Genomic DNA, 20,417 nt, shown 5'->3' with positions numbered 1-20,417 from the left:
CTTGCATGAAAGGAAAGAAAATAATTGTTCTATATGTATTAATGTTAATTGTAGGATTAGCATTACTATTTACTAAAACAACACCTACACCTGTTGCTGAGCCACCAGTTCAGTTGCCAGTTGAGGTTATCAAAGAGGAACCCAAGAAAGAAGAGCCAAAAACAGAAATCATCACGGTTGCTGTTGCAAAACGCGATATTAATAAAAAATCGATTTTGTCAAAAGATGATTACTATTTTAAGTCAATAGAAATTAGCATTAATAGTGAGCAGAAGCCTGAATATATAACTGATGCAGTAGAAGTAGATACTTATATTGCTAAAAATAATATTGCAAAAGATTCTTTTATAAAACGTAGTTTTATTGTTTCACCTAAGTCGCCTGACTATGCAATATTAGCTTTAAAAGAGGGAAATTACATGTTTCCGTTCAAGTTGGAGAAAACAGATACCTATTTAGCAAAAAACCTAAAAAGTGGCGATTTGGTTGATATTTATGTATTTTATGGTAGCGATGATGAGTTTACAGATTATCACGGTAAAAGCCGTAAAGAGGCTAATTTGGTTTCGCCTAGTAACGCTTTTAATAAAAATCGTATAAAACCGATTATTGTTGGCAAGAGAATCCTTTATATTGATTTAGATAATGACATGAAAAATTTTGGAAAAGTTGAGACTGCGCAAATTCAATTAGAGCTTTCAAATCAAGAGATTAAACTATTAAGAACATTAATGACCAATTCTACAATTATGATGTACCCTAGCACTTATAAAAAAAATGTTGATGATGGGTTACGTTTGCTAAGTGATAAAGAGAAAAATTGGCCATTATCTGATAACGATATTTTTTCAAAGAAAAAACGGCTCAACTTGCTAAAAGGTAACTAAGAATGTTAATAAGAATTAAATCAACTATGGAAACAATAAAACTTTTAGTTTGTTTACTATCTATCGGCTTTTCCTCGACGGTTTTTGCTAGTATTCACAATTTACAGATAGGACAAAGTAAAACAATTGTTTTACCTGAAAATGTAGGAACCGTTTTTATTAGTCAAGATAGTGTGGCAAATTATGAGGTTGTTGATGGCAAATCATTAATTATATATGGGAAATCAAATGGTAGAGCAAGTCTACTTGTTTACGATGATGCAAATAACCTTATTATTAATGATACTATTAATGTCGATCCACTTTTATCTCAAATTACGCATAGATTAGCACAAAATTTTCCAAATAGTAGTGTGACAATCGATCGTTATGATAATGGTGATCCAAATGGTAAATTTGTATATGTACTAAATGGCACTACACCCGATACTACGACAAAAGGTAAAATTATCGCGGTTGTTGGTTCACTTGTTGGACAAAATTCTGAGCGAATACGAACTGATGTAACAGGTGAAGTCACAGTCAAGCCAGATCTTTCATTTCAGGATCATTATGTTTATAGTAATATTATCGACAATATTAGAGTTATTGAAGAGTTTCAGGTTAATGTAAAATTGACTTTTGTGGAAGTTAGCAAAGAATTTACCGACTCATTGGGTATTGAATGGCAAAGTTTGACTTTGAAAAGCATGATGGATGGCAAATCTTTTGATATGAACACTATTGGCGAGTTTACACTGTTAGGACTAAAAAAAGGTTTTGATATTCATAATATTACGACAATGATTCGTGCTATAAAGAACGATCGTTTAGCCAAAATTTTGGCGCAACCTAATTTATCGGTATTGTCTGGCGAAAGTGCATCGTTTTTAGTTGGCGGTGAAATTCCCATCGTGACAAAAGATAAAGATGGTGGTTCAAATGTTACTTATAAAGATTATGGCATAAAATTAAATATTAGCACAAAAGTGAATAATGATAAGCGTATCAGATTATTTATTGATAACGAAGTAAGCTCAGTTTCTGGCTCATATGCTTTTAGTGATTATAATATTCCCACTTTATCAACTCGAAAAACGAGTTCAACTATTGACTTGTCTGACGGGGATAGTTTTGTTATTGCGGGTTTAATTAATGAGCAAGACGAAGAAGTATTATCTAGAATTCCTTTTATTAGTGATATTCCTATTTTAGGCGCATTGGCTCGTAGTGCAACAACTAGCCGAGGAAAAACTGAAATGGTTGTGTTTGCGACAGTTAAATTAGTTACCTCTAATAGCAGTTTTGATAGTGTAGAACTACCAATTTTAGAACGCACTGATATGATTAATAGTTTCTTCAATATTAAGAATAATGTGGATAAACAACGACGTAAGACAGTGCCAATATCTAACGAAAGTGAAAAATTTATTAATGATATGGGCTTTATTGAATAAAAGGTTAATGAGATTCTTATGCAATTATTTGGTAATAAAAACGATAATGATATATCAAAAGGTTCTTCACAAGAATTTGTGACTAAGAGTATTTCAGGTTTTCGTGTTGCTATTTTAAGTAAAAGAAGTAAGTTGGTTGAAGATATTCGATCTGTGCTTTTTCTTTACAACGTATTAGGTATGGAAATTATCCCTTTAGAGCTATCAGAATTAAAAGAAGCAGCTAGTTGGAATAAGTATGACATAATTATTTTAGATATTAAAGACGAGGCTGACGCAGAATTCTTATCGGAAAATATTAATCGTTGTATTCCAATTCAAGTTACAACAATCCTTATTGGCGACCATGACTCAATTCGATTTTCTGAATTCTTATTGAAAAAAGGGATTCATTTTTTATTAGAGAGCCAATTAGATAAAATTACTGATATATTACATTTAAGAAGCCTTGCTCCAAATAGTTCGAGCAAAAGAGTAGGGAGTGTTATTACATTTTTAGGTTGCAAAGGAGGAATTGGCACATCATCATTAGCGATTCATACGCTAAAAAATATTAGTTCTTTAACTAATTACCCACTTCTTTATATTCAAGGGGCAACAACAAGCCCTAATGCCGATTTTTTATTTGAAATGCCAATACCTCAAGATGGTACATTTGTTAATGTTGGAGATTCTATACAAGTAAAAATTGAGAATAGTGACAGAGCTTGGAAATACGATGATCTTAATTCTGGACAATTTAATATTACTTTTATTGATCAAAATATGGGATTATCATCCTCATTTGAACATTTTGAAGATATTATCGATCTTTCAAATATTGTTCTTATTATAATGAACCGAGATCCTTATTCTGTCAAAGTTGCAAAAAAGATTCTAGATGACATTGCACGTGCTAGTGTGCAAAATTTGGATTTACTCGATAAGCGATTTTTGGTTTGTTTAAATGATAATTTGCCTTGTGATAAAAAGAACGTTTTACGAAATGACGATATTGAAGAGTTTTTGGGTAGAAGCATTGATTTTACTCGTAAATTTATTCCAAAAATGAATGATTTTAAAAAAGCGTATAATAGTCGTGAAATAAAAGAGATATCTTCGGCTCTTATTGGCAATAAAAAAATCGAGAAAAATAAATCAAAAAGATCTTTTTCAATTTTAAAGAAAAAGAAAGGTTAACCTTTAATATAATAAGGTAGAGCAAGAATTATGTTGAAATATTGGGAATTGTTCCTTCGTCAAAAGCAAGCAAGTATTGCCATAGAATTTGCATTTGTTTTCCCTTTTTTAATAAGCCTATTTTTGTTTACGCTTGAGTTAAGCCGTATCATGATTATTGGTTCATCCTTAGATTTAATGGCTACAGAAATTACAAGGAGAGCCGCAATTTCTGAAAGGGGCAATTATGTTGCACAAATGAATCAATTCGCTACATCTGAAGTACCGTTATGGCCTTATTTGACTAATTCGAATGATTTGCATATTACAGTAAAATTTTGCAAAACAATTCGAGATACAATTGACAATACTTGCCAAAATACAGTGAATGATGATACTAGCATAATACTATTTTATTTGAAGTATGACTACTATGCTATATTTTCCCAATTATTTGGTCGTATTATTGATTCTTCTTTGACAAAGAAAACTATTGTTTACCGTGAATTTTATGATAATTAAAAGAAAGGAATAATAATGAAATATTCTGGTAATTTTTTTCGTAATAAAGACGGTGCTATTATTTCAATTGAGTTTGTATTTTGTGCCTTTTTGTTTACAGCATTAATGTTTATTATCTATGATGGATATTCCGTCATTTCGCTAAAAAATAAGCTGGAGCGAGTAAATTATGCTGTAGCATCAATTTTTCGCGAGAGAACGGCTCTTTACCCTGTGATAAACGATAGAGGAAAATGTTTTAATCTGTGTGACAAATCTCGTGAGTTATTTGATAATACTCAAGCGGAGGAATTACGTCAAATGGCCAGCGAACTACTAAATCGTGAGGTATCTATAAAAATAGATGTTTTACTTATTTCACAAGACACAAGTGATCCTAATTTTCAAGCTAAGATAGAGCATGCTAAATTGAAACAACTCAGTAGTGATCCAATTTGTCCTTCAAACTCTTGTGGTGACGCAATTAATTATTTTAATTCACTCTCTTCTATGGAGGATTCTACTAACTATGTAAAATTCATTCCGTATGTGCGGAGAAATGGTACTACTGGTAGTGGTCAATCGTTGACTGGGCGTTGGATTCCTTTGTATCGCGTTAGCATGTGTGTTAAGCAGGAAGAAAGTCTTTTTTTAAGACTGACTAATAGCTCTGAGGGGGGGGGTGGATTCGGTCAATCTATATGTACTAGTACTATGGTGTTGTCTCGCTGTAATGATATGGCAATTATTAATAGTACTTGTCCTATGTATGCACATTAGAGGGCTATATGAAAGATAATAAACAAGTAAAACGGCTCAATGATCAGAAATCCTTTTTTAAATGTACTGCTGGAAATGCACTTATTTTTTTTGCGATTATGGCTCCTGCCATATGTGCTTGTATGTTTATTTCATTTAATTATAACGAAACATTATCTAATCGTGCGAGGATCTCTGAGGCGACTAACGAGGCTTCATTAGCCATAGCAGCTTTAAATAATAAAAATGTTGATAGTACAGCACGTGAAGAAAATAAACGAATAGCATTGAGTTATATTAATTATTTTCTTAATCAAGAAATTAGCGATGCTTTATCTGCAAATGCTAATATTTCTATTGATTTTGATTCTAGAAATGATATTCAAGAATATCATGTCAGTTATACACAGAAATTCGGTTCTCTGTTTGGTAAAGAAAGGGAGGGCAGTGGTGATGATTGGGGAACACTATTGTACAACTCATCTAATGTAACTAATAATACTGAAAGCTATGGTAATGCAAGAAAAGTAAGTAGTGATGGCACGGGGGTTGCTATTGCTTTTATTGCTGATTTTTCAGGTTCAGCAACATGTAAATACAATGATCCATCTTGCAATAAATACTCTGAAGTAAATTATAATCAGCTACGTGTTGATTATATGAAAGAGGTAATAGTGGACATTGTTGATAGATATAAAGGTGTGCAAGATTATGACTTCGCTTTAATTCCTTATGATATCGGTGTTCCCACGCCTCCTGACGTCCCTCCGCATACTTTGAGCGGTGATGCCTACAATGTCTATAATTGTTCGGTTCTGTATAAAATGAAGCCACCTTACGACACTGTTGACTATAATTTTTGGGCAAATAAAAATATGGCAACAAATATATCTTTTTTTGGTGATAGGCCTGATTTTGATCGCGATGGTAATATGATTTATTACTATTTAGACTATTATTTTTACCTTTTTTATTCAAAAATTATTGAACCATCGATGTCTAGAAACATGTGTAGAGAGCGTAATCAAAATAATAATCCGTTTCAAAATGGGGAGTCAAGATATGCTTGTAACGAAAATGCAGCTGATTATCCGTTAAAACAGGCAAATAAAGATAAAATAAAAAATCAATATAATAGCGTAGCTAAATTATATAATTCTATGTACTCAGGGTCAAACGCTAATGTGCATTATTCTTTCGCCAATACTGAAACAGTTAATGTAATAGGCACCATTGATGCATTGTTCAGTGATATGGATAATAATATAATAACATTTAATCGTCCCGTTACACCTACTGGCGATTTTTCACCGTTTTATGGGATGTGTCAGTCACCTTTATATAATCTTGGTGTCATAAGTGAAAATATGGTAGGAAAGTCAAACGGCAGAATGTATGAAATAGCATCAGGAAAACTCAAAGATAAATATAACAGAGATCGTAATTTTAAAACTGGGCCAGTTTTAATTCCTCTTCCACTAGATAAGTATTCATTAAGAGACAAGATAGCAGATTGGAAACCTGGGGGAGGCACTGATACTATAACTGCCTTGTTAAGGGCTGTACCAGAGATAGCCGGAGGGGCGTATGATGATAAAATTCTAATTATTATCACAGATGGTAAAGATGATAAAGGTGCGGATGTTCTTAGGGATGATTTTTTAAATAATAATGTTTGTCAGACAATAACTACAGGGTTAAAAACTACAGCTCAAAATGCAGCTATTCACTATATAAAGATAGACCCTAATGCTAGAAATTTAACCTCTCCAGCTCAATATGAACAAGTATATGGCTTGTGGTATACTAAATGCATGGATCGTGATGAACGTTATTTACACGAGGCTCATGATTATCAGTCATTGATTAAGGCAATAACTAAAATTATTGAAACTGAAACGGGGCAATTTATTAATAAGAATGATTAATCTATGAAAAATAATGGTTACTAAAAAATGGAAATGATGAACGTTCCAATTTTATTTATATACTGTTTATAGTTATCATTCTTATCAAGTGGATTTAAGGATGTAATAATATAAAATAACTAAGGGATTTATGACTAGACTTGAACTAAGCTTAGCTTAGCCGGAAAAGATATTACCATAAAAATAGTAATGTTTGGGTTTTGGGGTAAATATTAAATTATTTTATTTTTAATTTTGTGGCTTTGTCATTACTTACAAAGTAAGTCCAAAATTTGGAGAAAAGATGACTTATAGAAATATAATGTATGATATAAGTTTAACAGGAAAGCTATTGAATGGTAATTTAGTCAAAATTGATGAGGGTATAAAATCTACTCTATTATAGTGATGAAGCAGATTTTTTATTGGACAAGGTATTAGACGTAAATTTGGCCCGTATTGTAGCAAAACGAGGAATTAACTAGATGCTAAATTAGCGTTTATAGGTAGGATTATATTCTAGGTCAAGGTAAATAATGATTAATCAATTATTAATTAATGATGTTATTATTTTAACAATTTGGGGATGTTTATTAGTTGCTTGTTATACTGATTTAACACGCAGAATAATATCAAATTATATTGTTTGTATAATATTCATCCTCGCTATTTTTAATTTTATTTTTGGAGAGGGTCAACTAAATTATAAAGCATCAGGGATATTCTTGATTTGCGGTCTATTTATGTTTTATTGCCGATTAGTTGGAGCAGGAGATATAAAATTAATTACAGCACTCTTGATATCTATTCCACCGCATGATGTTTGGGTTTTTTTAGTGCTAATTACATTACTTGGGCTGCCGATTGCGATTATAGCAATAATATATAAATATATTAAAAAACCAGAAGCAGGAGTTACATTACCTTATGGTTTAGCTATTAGCGGAAGTTATTTTTTAACGTCAATTACACTATTTAAAACAGTATTCTAATAATTACTTATTGTTCCTCCCGAATAATTACACTTTGATGGGTAGTTTTTGGGGGGCATTTATTTGGCTCTGTATATTCTTTATGCTAAGATTAAGCTCTAATCCCCAGTACACGCGATAGCACGTCGGTTTATGATGTCCATTGATAGACTAGATTTCTGACACTGTTAAAACACTTAGGTTTGATATTGGCTACTTTCATGCTATTGCCTTTTTCCCCACTTATTATAACAAGCCGAATTACCTATGCACTATCTACAGCACAAAACTTTACGAAAATTCCAATTTTAACCTTTTTTGTAATAGATATGATTTTGTGATGGGGTATTTTTCCATAATTAAATTCTATTCACTTTTATTATAGAGAATTTTCTACTTTTTAGATGCACTATTTTAAGGAGTAGTTACAATAAGCATACATAAAAACTAAACTAACCTTTGTCAAAAATAATAGATATCAATTTAGTTAAATGTAGTGATTTTTTGCCACTCATTAATATTATGCCGCCCACTTACTAATATGTGCATGGGCGTAATAACGAATAAAATGGCTATTTCACAACACGAAATGGATTAGTTTTTGGCTTCGGTTGTTGAGGTGGAGTTTCGCATTGGTCTTGATGATATTGCGGTTCATCTTCAAATCCCATACCAATGCCGTTTTCACGCGCATAAATTGCTTCAATAGCCGCCATCGGTACAACAATGTGTTGAGGGACACCCGAAAAACGAGCATTAAATTCTACTTGTTCGTTAGTTGCACAATATTGACCTACAGAATGAGGAGCAATATTTAATACAATTTGATTATTTTGAATGAATTCTTGAGGAACTATCACACCATATTTCGAAGTATTAACCACAATATAAGGTGTTAATTCATTATCTAGAATCCAGTCATAAAAAGCCCTAAATAAATAAGGCCGGCGAGGAGTCATTTGCTCAAGTTCCATAAAAAGCCACCTTGTCTACGATTATTACAAGTCAGATAAAATTATTATTATGATCTTATCTTTTTTTCGTCTTCTGTTAATGAATTAATGAAAGCTGGTCGTTCAAAAATTCGTGCCATATATGCTAAATAATTTTTCTCAGCAACTTTAGGTAACTCAATACCAAGCATCGGTAAACGCCATAATAATGGAGCAAAATAGCAATCACTTAACGTAAAATCATCACTCATAAAATAAGGCTTTTCTTTAAATATGACCGAAATAGAAACAAGATCATCAAGTAAATTTTTACGTGCAAGCTGTGCTTCATTACTACTAGGATCATTAATAATAGTTTCGTAAGCACTATACCACTCTTTTTTGATGCGATACATTGTTAATCGAGAGTTAGCACGAACAATAGGATAAACAGGCATTAATGGTGGGTGGGGAAAACGTTCATCAAGGTATTCTAATGCTATATGTGGTTCATATAACGTTAGATCGCGATCAATTAATGTTGGGATTGAACCATATGGATTAAGATCCAATAATTCTTGAGGTAAATTATCTGCCGTTACAAACTCAATTTCCGCAGTTACCCCTTTTTCTGCCAGCACAAAACGAATCTGATGCCCGTAAATATCTGTTGTATCACAAAATAATGTCATCACAGAACGTTTATTAACAGCAACAACCATATTCACTCCAAATATGAAAAATTAAAATAAGCTTCATTGATTACTATTCTAACAAATTGAATAACAAATTTGTTAAAAAAATGAATTTTATTATTATCTTTATTTTAAGAAACTGTTTTATGGCAATAAGATATCAGATGGTATATACGTTTTAGTAGAAAATGATTTTTACTATATAAGTTGATTCCAATGAAAATAGTGTTTTTAGTTATGTGGATGTATTTACGAAAAAAAACCAGCCTTGGCTGGGTTTTGAGAACTTTTGTAAAGTTGTAGTCGGGTAGCAGTAGCACATTACTGTGCCACCGCCCCCTAAGAACTGTACGAGCGAATTTCTCCGCATACAGCTCAAGCCTTCCAATTGACTTAATAAGCCAGTTTCACTACTTCTAACTTCAGCGCATGAACTTTTTTATGGCAGATAGGATGTAATAACACTCTATTTTTCAAAGCATCAGTACCCCCTTGCACTTTGTAGATTATATGGTGGTCATGCCATCCCGTTTCTTTTGTGATAGGGAGTAAACATAATCCACAACGACCTTTTTGAGTTTTATATAACATTTGCCATTTACTTCTGTGAGAGAATTCCTCGTACATCCGTTTTTGGTATAATGTTTCTCCGTATAATTCCCATTCAGGTAAAAACGGGTTATAGTCCGATTTTACTTTGATGTGTCGTTTGATTGCTGTCTTGCTACACTGCAATATTTCAACCCATTTTTCTACACCATGGCGGTCTTTCATCGTAGTACCGAAATTCCACACTCGATTAGCGGTTGTTTTAAAGTATTTCTCTTTAATCCAACGTTTGCCTTTCTTGCTGTGTCGTCTTTTGCTCCAATTCCATAAAGCCCGCCATATTAATGCATCCATATGCCCATAAGCTTCACTGGCGACTTGACTTCGGTGGTAGTTTGCCCACCCCCTTATCATTGGGTTAAGTATTTTTATTAAGTCTTCTTGTTTTATCATGCTTAACTTCTTTATCCTCTCTCTTACCTTGTTATAAAATGCTTTCACATTCTTTTTACTCGGTTTGATAATGATACTCTTGTTAAACTTTCTTACCGTCCAACCTAAAAAGTCAAAACCCTGCTCGATATGCACGATTTTGGTTTTTTTCTCCGATAGAGTTAATCCCCTTTCTTTGAGAAACGCCTTAACCACTGGGATAACCTTTTCTTCCAGTAACTCTTTCGAAATCCCCGATATGACAAAGTCATCCGCATACCTTACCATGTACGTTTTATGTTGCCTGATTTTCTTACTTGCTTTTTCACCGAAGTGTTCAGCGAGCACTTTCTCTAAGCCATCTAACGCCATGTTCGCTAGTGTCGGGGAAATTATGCCGCCTTGCGGTGTTCCTTCCTCCGTTGCTTTTACCTGTCCCATGTCCACAACGCCCGATTTTAACCATTTCTTTAATATCCTTTTATTCATTGGGATATTATTTATTAACCATTCATGGCTAATATGGTCAAAACAGCCCTGTATATCTGCATCTAATACCCACTGCGCAGGTTGGTTTGTTTCCCTCCCTTTGTGCGAGTATATTCGATGTATATGTGTTATCGCATCTGCCGTTGACCGATTAATGCGAAACCCATAGGAGCCTTTGTCCGCTGTTGTTTCTGCTACAGGCTGAAGGGCAAATAGATAAAGCGCTTGCATTGCTCTGTCTTTCATAGTCGGAATACCCAAAGGGCGTTTCTTTCCATCAGACTTTGGGATATATACTCGCCTAAGTGGCATCGGTTTATATCCCTTACTTGTCAACGTTGCAATCGCTTGCCATTTTGCCTCGGCAGTTGACCATGCTACTTTGTCAACTCCCGTAGTCCTTTTACCTCTGTTTTCAGTCACTCTTCTTACTGCTAATTGCTTAGCATAAGTCGAGCGTGTTAATAATCTTTGCAATCTTTTCACTTTGCGCCAATTATTCTCAAGTGTCGCTTTCGCAATCCTACTCTGCAATCCTTTAACATGTCTTGTTGCTTTGACCCAGTCAATACTGTGCCATTTACGAGCCATGTCAGAGGTCGCTGGAGCTGGACTCTTATTAGCCTTTAAGCTATTATGAGCTTGCTCTTTCATACTTACCTCTTGATACAAGAAGTAGCAGAAATTACTTGATTTTGGTGAATAACTACCAAGGAACTACCACGTTACACGTGGTAGTTATTCAGTAAATCAAATAACTCTACCACGATGTAACATGGTTAATGATTGAGTTTTGAGTTTGGCGTCTGCTTGTCACAGATGAATTACTTCCCAATAATTCATTTTAAACTGTTAGGCATTCGTCAGCTCATCCCTCGCCTAAAATAATTCCATTAGAAATTATCCACTAAAGGATTAGCCCGTCATCTTGCGACGGAAGACCAGTTAGAAGTCTGCACCCTTTCGGGTTAGGTTATGTTTCACACCCTATGTTAGCCATTACAGCCAACCCTTCGCTTTCTCTAACCTCCTTTACCTGCACACTCAACAGCATTGCTTACGCTCTGCCTGCCGTACACTCTTCCATTTTCCGTATATATACGGTTGCTGAATTGTGGACGGCAAATGTACAGGCTTACCAAGTTCCGTTATTACCACACAAATAGTTAAGATGTAGACTGTCCGCCGATAGTCGTATGATGGCGTATTCCCACGTTAAAAAGGAATAACCCACTATGCACCTTTTGGTTAAAGCCTATCAGTAGCTTTGGCTTTGTCAGCTTTACGACGTTTATCATCTATTCACTTACGTTCATCTTTCTATTCAGTCTAGCCCCTCATAACCTGCTACTGGTTATTACTTAGTTTCACCTCACGATTCCACTAACCTTGCTATTCCTCAAGGGGGTACATTGTCGGGAAGCTCCGCACCAGACCGTTACCCGTCTCGCACTATCCCTAGACTACTACTCGCCATAAAGTAGGTTGGCTCACGCTTTCGCTTAATTGCTAGCTCGTTCCAACAATGGCAATAACAGCTTATGCACTGCTCATAAAACTGCTCGAGTGAAATAAATAGGCTTTTACACCTGATATTTTACCAATAATATATTGTAGACATGATTCTCTATTGCCCCTTCATTATCAACCTTAAAGTTAGTATTACGCTTAACTTTAATATTATGTTGATTAATGTTGCGACTAATCACTTTGTCTATATTGTAATTACTTTCTTAATGTTTTACCCTGTGGTTTTAAATAAACCCTGGACATTAAGTCGTATCTTATTAGTTAAAAAGAGACGTCGGCAATCGTTTTATTGCTCGCCTTGTAGTTGTGTATAGTCCAACTATGACTGGAGAGTGTAAGACTCTCAAAAGGCTCCAGTTTACTTCATGGCGAAGTTTTGATGTCAGCTATATCTTCGGCTCATCATGTAGTTGTATATAGTTCAACTCTGGACTGGTAAGGTTTAAACCTTACAAAGGGCTTACAAGAATACGTCCCCTCTTGTATACGGGTTGAAAGGTTATCTCTATAACGCTTTCTGTATTATCTCCCTTTCGGGAGTATGAAGGCTCCCTCGAGGAGTTTACAAGCTTGTAAATAAGGAAAGAATATTTCATCTTTGCGCTTATTTACTGATAAAAGGGGAAAGTATTTCATTTCCGCCTTTTATCTCACTTGATTTTACGAAAAACTTCATAAAAATCAAGCACTTAGTGCTGCTTGTCGCACTTAACGTTTGCTGAATTGTGGACGACGACGCGCTTTGCGTAGACCCACTTTTTTACGTTCAACTTGACGAGCATCACGAGTAACAAAACCTGCTTGACGTAACGCTGAGCGTAAAGTTTCGTCATACTCCATTAATGCACGAGTAATACCGTGACGAATTGCACCAGCTTGACCTGAAATACCACCACCTTTAACAGTAATGTAAAGATCAAGTTTGTCAGTCATTTCGACTAACTCTAACGGTTGCATAACAACCATACGAGCTGTGTCACGACCAAAGTATTGCTCTAATGAACGTTTGTTAATAACGATGTTACCACTACCTGGTTTGATAAATACACGAGCAGCAGAACTTTTGCGGCGACCTGTACCGTAATATTGATTATCAGCCATCTTCTATCCCCTTAAATATCTAATACTTGCGGTTGTTGTGCCGCATGATTGTGCTCATTACCAGCATAAACTTTTAGTTTACGGTACATTGCACGACCAAGAGGACCTTTCGGTAACATGCCTTTTACAGCAATCTCGATGACTTGTTCAGGATGACGTTCAATCATTTCTTTAAAAGTCGCTTCTTTAAGCCCACCGATGTAACCAGTGTGACGATAATAGATCTTATCAGTGCGTTTTTTGCCTGTTACAGCAACTTTTTCTGCATTGATAACGATAATATAATCACCTGTATCAACATGTGGTGTGTATTCTGCTTTGTGTTTACCACGCAAACGGCTTGCGATTTCAGTAGCTAAACGACCTAACGTTTTACCTGCTGCATCAACAACGTACCAGTCGCGTTTAACTGTTTCTGGTTTAGCTGAAAAAGTACTCATTCGTAATTATCCAATTTTCAATTAATCTCACGTCAATAAATCAATTGATTTATTTACACTTTTTGATTGTTACTATTAAGCAACACACCCCTTCGAGTGGTTATATTAATGCTCACAACCTAAAACAACATTGGGAAAAATGTTGTCGTAACGTGGGTGGCAATATTATACAGAAATAATATAAAAGCGCTAGAGTAAAAATAAAAAATCATGGCGATAAAGAAGCCTTACTGATAAACTTAAAATCAACATTAAATAACACAATATTTATACAAATGAACAAAACTATTCAACTTTCAGAAAAAGATTATATTAACAAAGGATTGCATCGTAAATGTTATCATCATCCTAGTGATCTTAATAAGTGTATTAAAGTAAATTATAATGATGGTGCCGAAGAGGAAACTAACCGCGAAATTGCCTATTATAAACACCTGATCAGACGCAACATTTCATTTGAAGCGTTAGCTAAATATTATGGCTCGGTGTTAACCAATTATGGGCAAGGTCATGTTTTTGAACTTATCCGTGATTATGATGGAAAAACAGCGACATCACTTGAAAAATATCTTGCGGATGAAAAATTAACACAACAATATTATGCTGATTTAGTTATTTCATTAAAAAATTTAAAATCGGCTTTATTAAAAAACCGTATTATTACTATGACAATAAAAAGCAAGAATATCTTGTTTCAGCACTTAAGTGCTGATAAAAGTCGTTTGATTATTATTGATAATATTGGTAATTCGACGCTTATCCCTATTGCTAATTACATTTCTTTTTTTGCTAAAGCGAAAATTGAACGAACTTGGCAACGTTTTTTAAACTCAATTGTTAAAGAGAATAGCAATAATCGATTAATTACTCGTTTAGTTGATGAAGTGAAGCAGTCATCCTGAATTCTGCAATAACACCTTTTGCATTATCTGTTCTATTTTTTAAGGTAAATAGGCTTTGATGTAATTTAGCAATACGATTAACAATACTTAAACCAAGCCCTATACCATTATGTTTGCGATCCATACGAAAAAAGGCTTGGGTTAGTTTTTCGCTTTTAGATTCATCAATGCCGTTACCTTCATCTTGTACAGTGATAAGGTTGTCTTTTTTATCCTTATTACAACTCACCAAGATTTTAGTCTCATTGGGGCTGTATTGATAACTATTTTCAACTAAATTACGTGCTAGTAGTCTTGTATCTCGTGCTGTCAAAATCAAGACTGGCGTTGTAATACCATTTTTTCGCCAATGCATTAGCAATTCAAGCCCATCACAATCGGTAGCCCTAAATCCAAAATGATTAAGCTAAATTGTCCAAATTGGATATATTGTTCAGCTTGATTACCATTTTGTGCAACTTCACAGACATAACCGTTTGAAGTTATACCGTCGTATAGTCCTTTTTGTAACAAACTATCATCTTCAAAAATTAATATCTTCATTGTTCATTACTTTAATACCGATTTTAGCATTATTGAAAATGCGCAATAATTTATTTTATATTGCACTTTACATTGCTAAATCTGTTTATTTAGTCCAATAAAGCGACAATCGATTAAGAAATTTATGAATATTTACTCCAAATTTTTAGTTAAACATACGGATATGATGCTCATAATAAATCCAACAATAATCCCTAATGATAATTGAATACCCAAAACATATCACATAAAAATAATTGGGATTTATATTTTGACTCGTTAATCAAAAATAAAAGGTTGTTTGTAAATTATGCAGATAAACCATTTTCTAGATCTATTTAACCTATTAACAATTTAACGCAAAAACCTTAAGACAACCTTAAAATAAAAAAACAATTAAGAAATAAGGATAGAAAATAGATAACGTATTATTTAAAAAAGCATAATAAGTATTTTGGTAAAATCGAAGCCGCAAGATCAAGTGTGGCACAAATAATAAAATAAACTACAATGACAAATAAAAAGATTTCCGTTGGATAGACCATACTACGATTATTAATTTGTGTTGCAACAAAAGTAAATTCAGCCACCCCGACAATATAAGCCAAAGAGGTATCTTTAATAAGTGACACCCATTGGTTAACAAAAGACGGTAGCATCATTTTAACGGCTTGAGGTAATATAATAAATATAATCACCTGTTGTTTAGTTAAACCTAATGAAAACGCTGCTTGCCATTGCTCTTTAGCCACCGCACTCATGCCAGCATGAACGGAGTGGCCAATGTATGCAGCACCTATTAAAGATAGAGCAAATATCACCGTTGCAATTGCTGGTATATCAACATGAAGCACCATAGGTAATAGAAAGTAACTCCAAAAAATAAGCATAATAACAGGAATAGCTCTAAAAAAACTAAGCACGCTAATTAATAAATTGTGTAAAATCCCTTTTAAAACCGTTAATCCTACCCCTGCAAAAATACCTAAAATTGTTGAAAACAAGATAGCGATAATACTTATTAATAATGTTAAGAAAATACCTCCAGGGAAATTTCCCCACATTAAGTAACCTAAATTATTCCAAATAACTTCAAATCCTTTAAAGCCCATAAATAATCACACCCTACTTGTTTGCAATTGTTTTGTTTGATAAATATTGCCTAAAGTTCCAACTATTACTATCGTTATAATATAAAGTAAAGTTGCAATGGCAAAATCTTGAAAGGTTTTTAATGATTCAGTTTCGATTTGGCGCGAGACATAAGAAAGTTCTAGCACACCAATAGCCATGGTTAACGACGAATTTTTAATAATATTCATGTACTGACCAATTAAAGGTGGAAAAGCAATGCGAAAACTTTGTGGTAAAATAATAAAGCGCATACTTTGCCACCAACTTAAACCCAATGCTAATGCGGCTTGCTCTTGCGCTCCTCTAACTCCAGCAATACCAGCTCTAAACTCTTCGGCAATAAAAGCACAGGAATAACAAGTTAAACTAATTGAGCCTATGATGAATTCAAATGATGGTATTTTCACTGAAAAAAAGAACAATTGAATTTGTGGTTCTTCAAATAACCATAATTTAAATTCGACTGGCAATAAACTACCTACCCCAAAATACCAAAAAAAGAGTTGAGGTAGTAACGGAGAATAACGAAAAATTGCGCTATACCCCATTACGATTATTTGAATGATTTTAATTCGACTTTGTTGAGCAATAACTAATAAAAAACCCAGTAATGTTGAAAAAATAATGGTAAGCAATGAAATAGCCAACGTAACTAAAAAACCATCCCATAACCACCACAAATAACGTGGTTCAAGTAATTGCTCGTACATAACTACTGACCTTTACCTATTTTAAAATCACCACGAGGCATAGCCGATGTTGTTTCAGGCCCAAACCAACGATTATGAATTGTTAATGCTTCGCCATTTTTTTCAAGCGTTAACAAAATTTGATTTAATTTATCTTTTAAACGAGTTTCCCCTTTTGGTATACCAACAGCTTGATATTCTTCAGTAATACTAAATGGTGAAATCTCAAATACTGCTCGTTGCTCTTCAGGTAAATTGGCTAATAAGCCAATTAATTTTGCATCATCTTGAGTGATTGCCTGCACAACACCATTACGTAATGCTGCAAATGCAAATGGCGTATCATCATAAGAAATCACCTTAGCCGTTGGATATTTTTCACGTAATGTAATTTCCATAACTGTACCTTTATCAGCACCAATACGAAGGTTTTTCAAATCGTCAGCTGATTTTAATACCCCCTTTTTTGCTACAAATTTTTGACCAGTCGCAAAATAAGGCAGACTAAAATCAACTGTTTTTGTTCTTTCATCAGTAATGGTAAAATTAGCGACAATTAAATCAGCTTTCTTTGATGTCAATAACGGAATTCTATTGGCGGGATTAGTTGGGATTAGCTTAACGTTAACGTTTAACCCTTTGGCTATCTCGTTAGCATAATCAACATCAAGTCCTGTAATTTTATTGGTCTTTTCATCAATGTACCCAAACGGTGGGTTACTATCAAATACCGCTATTTTGATTTCGCCTCGTTTTTCAATATCATCAAGCCGATCTGCGTAGGCAGAACTGGTACCTAATAGTGTGCTTATTAAGGTAATAGTAGTAAGTAATTTGGTTAATAATTTCATCTTGATTCTCCACTATAAAGGTTTTTATATACGTTTAAAGTCTATCAATAAAGAATCAAATGAATAAATAGCAAATATTCACATGGTTATAACTTAAAGTTATATGGAGAATTATCTGATTAAGGATTTTATCAATAATGAATAAAACTAATAAAAGTTGGTTATCACATACCAAGATAGAAAATTTTACTAACTTTTATTAACGCAAGATGCACTAAATTAAGTTGTTAATGTTCATTTTGGTGCAAATTAGCGTTATTGTGTGTTAATTATTCGCTTATCATTCCTTGGTGGTAGGTAATTATAATTATTTTTAATTAGTTTTTTTACTCGAAAACAGTAATTATAGGAACCATTCTTGTTATCAATAGATGTTGTTAGCCTATGGCATGATGTTTGCATTACTTACAAAAGTAGTAAAAATTCGTAAATAGAGTGGCCTTATCGATAATTAAAAAAACAAATTAAAAGGAGATATGCACATGAAAGATCATAGCAGTAGTACCGTTGCTTTTATTAAAAATCGGCGTGCTTCGTTAATCAGTGCTATTTTTTTAATGGCAACTTCAGCAATTGGTCCAGGTTTTATTACTCAAACAGCTACTTTTACTGTTACCCTTGGCACTGCTTTTGGTTTTGGTATTTTAGCCTCTATTATTATCGACTTTGTTGTTCAACAAAATATTTGGCGAATTGTTGCATTAACTAAAATGAACTCTTCGGATATTGCTAATGCGACTATTCCATTCAGTGGTTATGTACTCGCAGTGCTGATCATATTTGGTGGGTTAGTGTTTAATATTGGTAACATAGCGGGTGCAGGCTTAGGTTTAAATGCACTTGTTGGGCTTGATCCTAAGTGGGGTGGTGCAATCAGCGCATTAGTAGCGGTTTATATATTTTCATCACGTAAAGCCAGCAATTTTATTGATCGTTTAATGATTGGTTTTGGTTTGTTGATGATTATTTTGACCTTATTTGTGGTGTTTGCATCACATCCACCAATTGGACAAGCTTTAAAAGAAACCGTTTTTCCAAGCAATATTGATTTTGCCTCAATTACGACTATTGTTGGTGGTACGGTTGGTGGTTATATCTCTTATGCTGGAGCTCACCGTTTACTTGATAAAGGGATGGTTGGTGCTCAGCATATCAAATATGTTTCAGGCGCAGCAACGAAAGGAATTATAGTTGTGGGTTTGATGCGTTATATCTTATTTTTAGCCATTTTAGGCGTGGTAGCAAGTGGTGTCACTATTGATATTTCAAGTTATGCTGCCAATCCTGCATCGCAAGCCTTTCAGGCAGCTTTGGGTGAATTAGGATTACGGATTTTTGGATTAATTTTATGGGCTGCTGCAATAACTAGTATTATTGGTGCTGCTTATACCTCAATGACTTTTATTACTCCTTTTAGGCGTTCTATTACTGAAAAGCAACGCCAATTTGCAACCACTATTTTTATTATGGCTTCTCTGGCTATTTATTTAGCAATGGGAACGGCACCTGTATCATTATTGGTTTTTGCTGGTGGTTTTAATGGTCTAGTATTGCCAATTGGTTTAACTATCTTTATTTATATTGGTTGGAAGCGTGCCGATCTTATGTCAGGCTATCATTATCCTAGATGGTTATTGTGGTCAGGTCTGATTGTCTGTGCCATTACTTGGTATATGGGGGCGATGTCTGTAGCCACTATCTTTAACTATTTAAAATAGAAGGACAATATGACAATAACTAAATTTATTGATTTAAATAGTGATCTTGGCGAAAGTTTTGGACAATGGAAAATGGGCAATGACGAGGCAATACTAAATGTTGTTAGTAGTGCTAATATTGCTTGTGGGTTTCATGCTGGTTCGCCAGAGGGTATTTTAAAAACCTTAAAAGCCGCTAAGGCGAATAATGTGACGGTGGGAGCCCATGTCGGTTATCCTGACTTAGTTGGTTTTGGTCGCCGTAATATGGACATTGCCACCGATGAGCTAAGTGCTGATGTAATTTATCAAATTGGTGCACTTAAAGGATTAGCAAAATCGATTGGTACCAACGTTCGGTATGTGAAACCACACGGCGCATTATATAATACTATAGCACATGATAAACGTCAGGCAATGGCGGTAATTAATGCGATTTGCCTTATTGACCCTTCGTTGATTTTGGTTGCTCTTGCTGGATCACCACTCATTGGATGGGCTAAAGAAAGTGGTTTGTGTGTAGTAGCTGAAGCTTTTGCTGATAGAGCGTACTGTGCTGATGGAGCATTAGTTTCTCGCAAAGAAGCTGGTGCTGTATTACACGATCCTGATTTAGTAGCTGAGCGTATGCTACAGCTTGTTAATGATGGGGGAGTTATCTCTGTAGAAGGGCAGTTTGTGGATATTAATGCTGAATCAATTTGTGTGCATGGCGATAGTGCTGGAGCCTTAGCTATGGCACAAAAAGTACGGGAGAAATTACACCAAAATGGCATCATAATAACCCCATTTGCCAAGACAGTTGCTGCTTAAGTTGTCTATAAATGTATTTTTT

The 20,417-nt window shown here is 34.3% G+C and carries 20 protein-coding genes; 10 read left to right on the top strand and 10 right to left on the bottom strand.

The features are described 5' to 3' along the window. Window positions 1-5 precede the first annotated feature (5 nt). The 7 genes from A9G40_RS00370 (at window position 6) to A9G40_RS00340 (ending at window position 7,640) form a co-directional block, all read left to right on the top strand. Window positions 6-887 (top strand): hypothetical protein, encoded by an 882-nt coding sequence (locus A9G40_RS00370; protein ID WP_141675144.1) that lies wholly within the window; start codon window positions 6-8, stop codon window positions 885-887. Between the two features lie 2 nt (window positions 888-889). Continuing rightward, on the top strand, window positions 890-2,323 hold the full coding sequence (locus tag A9G40_RS00365; protein WP_081302091.1) for a type II and III secretion system protein family protein: 1,434 nt from the start codon (window positions 890-892) through the stop codon (window positions 2,321-2,323). Window positions 2,324-2,341: 18 nt separating this feature from the next. Further along, complete coding sequence (locus A9G40_RS00360) at window positions 2,342-3,502, top strand: hypothetical protein (protein WP_065581404.1); 1,161 nt, start codon at window positions 2,342-2,344, stop codon at window positions 3,500-3,502. Window positions 3,503-3,532: 30 nt separating this feature from the next. Next, window positions 3,533-4,003 carry a TadE/TadG family type IV pilus assembly protein gene (locus tag A9G40_RS00355; RefSeq protein WP_065581403.1) on the top strand — a complete coding sequence of 157 codons (471 nt, stop codon included), beginning with the start codon at window positions 3,533-3,535 and terminating at the stop codon, window positions 4,001-4,003. 15 nt (window positions 4,004-4,018) lie between these two features. Continuing rightward, window positions 4,019-4,762, top strand: coding sequence for a tight adherence pilus pseudopilin TadF (gene tadF, locus A9G40_RS00350; RefSeq protein ID WP_065581402.1), 744 nt, complete (start codon window positions 4,019-4,021; stop codon window positions 4,760-4,762). 8 nt (window positions 4,763-4,770) lie between these two features. Further along, a complete protein-coding gene (locus A9G40_RS00345) occupies window positions 4,771-6,669 on the top strand; it encodes a TadE/TadG family type IV pilus assembly protein (protein ID WP_065581401.1) in 1,899 nt (632 codons plus the stop codon). Window positions 6,670-7,184: 515 nt separating this feature from the next. Continuing rightward, window positions 7,185-7,640 (top strand): A24 family peptidase, encoded by a 456-nt coding sequence (locus A9G40_RS00340; protein ID WP_065581400.1) that lies wholly within the window; start codon window positions 7,185-7,187, stop codon window positions 7,638-7,640. A gap of 551 nt (window positions 7,641-8,191) precedes the next feature. Here A9G40_RS00340 and A9G40_RS00335 read toward each other — a convergent pair. The 5 genes from A9G40_RS00335 to rplM all read right to left on the bottom strand — a co-directional run bounded on the left by A9G40_RS00335 (window position 8,192) and on the right by rplM (window position 13,787). Continuing rightward, entirely contained in the window at window positions 8,192-8,593 is a 402-nt protein-coding gene (locus A9G40_RS00335) for a ClpXP protease specificity-enhancing factor (RefSeq protein ID WP_065566229.1), read from the bottom strand. 47 nt (window positions 8,594-8,640) lie between these two features. Continuing rightward, window positions 8,641-9,273, bottom strand: a complete 633-nt coding sequence (gene sspA, locus A9G40_RS00330) for a stringent starvation protein SspA (RefSeq protein ID WP_065581399.1) — start codon at window positions 9,271-9,273, stop codon at window positions 8,641-8,643. A gap of 366 nt (window positions 9,274-9,639) precedes the next feature. Continuing rightward, complete coding sequence (ltrA, locus tag A9G40_RS00325; protein ID WP_081302090.1) at window positions 9,640-11,370, bottom strand: group II intron reverse transcriptase/maturase; 1,731 nt, start codon at window positions 11,368-11,370, stop codon at window positions 9,640-9,642. A 1,584-nt stretch (window positions 11,371-12,954) separates the two neighbouring features. Continuing rightward, on the bottom strand, window positions 12,955-13,347 hold the full coding sequence (gene rpsI, locus A9G40_RS00320) for a 30S ribosomal protein S9 (RefSeq protein WP_034915459.1): 393 nt from the start codon (window positions 13,345-13,347) through the stop codon (window positions 12,955-12,957). 11 nt (window positions 13,348-13,358) lie between these two features. Beyond that, a complete protein-coding gene (gene rplM / locus A9G40_RS00315; RefSeq protein WP_065566227.1) occupies window positions 13,359-13,787 on the bottom strand; it encodes a 50S ribosomal protein L13 in 429 nt (142 codons plus the stop codon). Window positions 13,788-14,062: 275 nt separating this feature from the next. On the opposite strand from rplM, the gene A9G40_RS00310 reads away from it, so the two are divergent. Beyond that, a complete protein-coding gene (locus tag A9G40_RS00310; RefSeq protein WP_065581398.1) occupies window positions 14,063-14,689 on the top strand; it encodes a YrbL family protein in 627 nt (208 codons plus the stop codon). On the opposite strand, the gene A9G40_RS00305 is transcribed toward A9G40_RS00310, so the two are convergent. The 5 genes from A9G40_RS00305 to A9G40_RS00285 form a co-directional block, all read right to left on the bottom strand. Next, window positions 14,652-15,044, bottom strand: coding sequence for an ATP-binding protein (locus tag A9G40_RS00305; protein WP_065581397.1), 393 nt, complete (start codon window positions 15,042-15,044; stop codon window positions 14,652-14,654). The two genes, A9G40_RS00310 and A9G40_RS00305, sit on opposite strands and share 38 nt — an antisense overlap. After that, window positions 15,044-15,232 (bottom strand): response regulator, encoded by a 189-nt coding sequence (locus A9G40_RS00300; RefSeq protein ID WP_065581396.1) that lies wholly within the window; start codon window positions 15,230-15,232, stop codon window positions 15,044-15,046. The genes A9G40_RS00305 and A9G40_RS00300 overlap by 1 nt, the downstream gene beginning before the upstream one ends. A gap of 407 nt (window positions 15,233-15,639) precedes the next feature. Beyond that, window positions 15,640-16,323 carry an amino acid ABC transporter permease gene (locus A9G40_RS00295; RefSeq protein WP_065581395.1) on the bottom strand — a complete coding sequence of 228 codons (684 nt, stop codon included), beginning with the start codon at window positions 16,321-16,323 and terminating at the stop codon, window positions 15,640-15,642. Between the two features lie 6 nt (window positions 16,324-16,329). Beyond that, window positions 16,330-17,055, bottom strand: a complete 726-nt coding sequence (locus tag A9G40_RS00290; RefSeq protein ID WP_065581394.1) for an amino acid ABC transporter permease — start codon at window positions 17,053-17,055, stop codon at window positions 16,330-16,332. A 2-nt stretch (window positions 17,056-17,057) separates the two neighbouring features. Continuing rightward, window positions 17,058-17,891 carry an ABC transporter substrate-binding protein gene (locus A9G40_RS00285; protein WP_442902693.1) on the bottom strand — a complete coding sequence of 278 codons (834 nt, stop codon included), beginning with the start codon at window positions 17,889-17,891 and terminating at the stop codon, window positions 17,058-17,060. 476 nt (window positions 17,892-18,367) lie between these two features. On the opposite strand from A9G40_RS00285, the gene A9G40_RS00280 reads away from it, so the two are divergent. Together A9G40_RS00280 and A9G40_RS00275 are read left to right on the top strand one after the other, a co-directional pair. Continuing rightward, window positions 18,368-19,603: an NRAMP family divalent metal transporter gene (locus A9G40_RS00280; RefSeq protein ID WP_141675143.1), complete on the top strand. Its 1,236-nt coding sequence runs from the start codon at window positions 18,368-18,370 to the stop codon at window positions 19,601-19,603. Between the two features lie 15 nt (window positions 19,604-19,618). Next, window positions 19,619-20,395: a LamB/YcsF family protein gene (locus A9G40_RS00275; RefSeq protein ID WP_065581458.1), complete on the top strand. Its 777-nt coding sequence runs from the start codon at window positions 19,619-19,621 to the stop codon at window positions 20,393-20,395. Window positions 20,396-20,417: the final 22 nt, after the last annotated feature.

Origin of the sequence: Gilliamella sp. Nev3-1 (genome assembly GCF_001690435.1) — a bacterium.
Classification (GTDB): domain Bacteria; phylum Pseudomonadota; class Gammaproteobacteria; order Enterobacterales; family Orbaceae; genus Gilliamella; species Gilliamella apicola_C.
Note: the sequence above shows the minus strand (reverse complement) of the source record. Positions and strands in the feature narration are given on the sequence as shown.

Coding starts and splice junctions, on each gene's coding strand:
- A9G40_RS00335 (WP_065566229.1), bottom strand. CDS start 8,593: ATGGAACTTGAGCAAATGACTCCTCGCCGGCCTTATTTATTTAGGGCT.
- A9G40_RS00365 (WP_081302091.1), top strand. CDS start 890: ATGTTAATAAGAATTAAATCAACTATGGAAACAATAAAACTTTTAGTT.
- A9G40_RS00300 (WP_065581396.1), bottom strand. CDS start 15,232: ATGAAGATATTAATTTTTGAAGATGATAGTTTGTTACAAAAAGGACTA.
- A9G40_RS00295 (WP_065581395.1), bottom strand. CDS start 16,323: ATGGGCTTTAAAGGATTTGAAGTTATTTGGAATAATTTAGGTTACTTA.
- A9G40_RS00345 (WP_065581401.1), top strand. CDS start 4,771: ATGAAAGATAATAAACAAGTAAAACGGCTCAATGATCAGAAATCCTTT.
- A9G40_RS00360 (WP_065581404.1), top strand. CDS start 2,342: ATGCAATTATTTGGTAATAAAAACGATAATGATATATCAAAAGGTTCT.
- A9G40_RS00355 (WP_065581403.1), top strand. CDS start 3,533: ATGTTGAAATATTGGGAATTGTTCCTTCGTCAAAAGCAAGCAAGTATT.
- A9G40_RS00310 (WP_065581398.1), top strand. CDS start 14,063: ATGAACAAAACTATTCAACTTTCAGAAAAAGATTATATTAACAAAGGA.
- rplM (WP_065566227.1), bottom strand. CDS start 13,787: ATGAGTACTTTTTCAGCTAAACCAGAAACAGTTAAACGCGACTGGTAC.
- rpsI (WP_034915459.1), bottom strand. CDS start 13,347: ATGGCTGATAATCAATATTACGGTACAGGTCGCCGCAAAAGTTCTGCT.
- sspA (WP_065581399.1), bottom strand. CDS start 9,273: ATGGTTGTTGCTGTTAATAAACGTTCTGTGATGACATTATTTTGTGAT.
- A9G40_RS00290 (WP_065581394.1), bottom strand. CDS start 17,055: ATGTACGAGCAATTACTTGAACCACGTTATTTGTGGTGGTTATGGGAT.
- A9G40_RS00305 (WP_065581397.1), bottom strand. CDS start 15,044: ATGCATTGGCGAAAAAATGGTATTACAACGCCAGTCTTGATTTTGACA.
- A9G40_RS00370 (WP_141675144.1), top strand. CDS start 6: ATGAAAGGAAAGAAAATAATTGTTCTATATGTATTAATGTTAATTGTA.
- A9G40_RS00340 (WP_065581400.1), top strand. CDS start 7,185: ATGATTAATCAATTATTAATTAATGATGTTATTATTTTAACAATTTGG.
- A9G40_RS00280 (WP_141675143.1), top strand. CDS start 18,368: ATGAAAGATCATAGCAGTAGTACCGTTGCTTTTATTAAAAATCGGCGT.
- ltrA (WP_081302090.1), bottom strand. CDS start 11,370: ATGAAAGAGCAAGCTCATAATAGCTTAAAGGCTAATAAGAGTCCAGCT.
- tadF (WP_065581402.1), top strand. CDS start 4,019: ATGAAATATTCTGGTAATTTTTTTCGTAATAAAGACGGTGCTATTATT.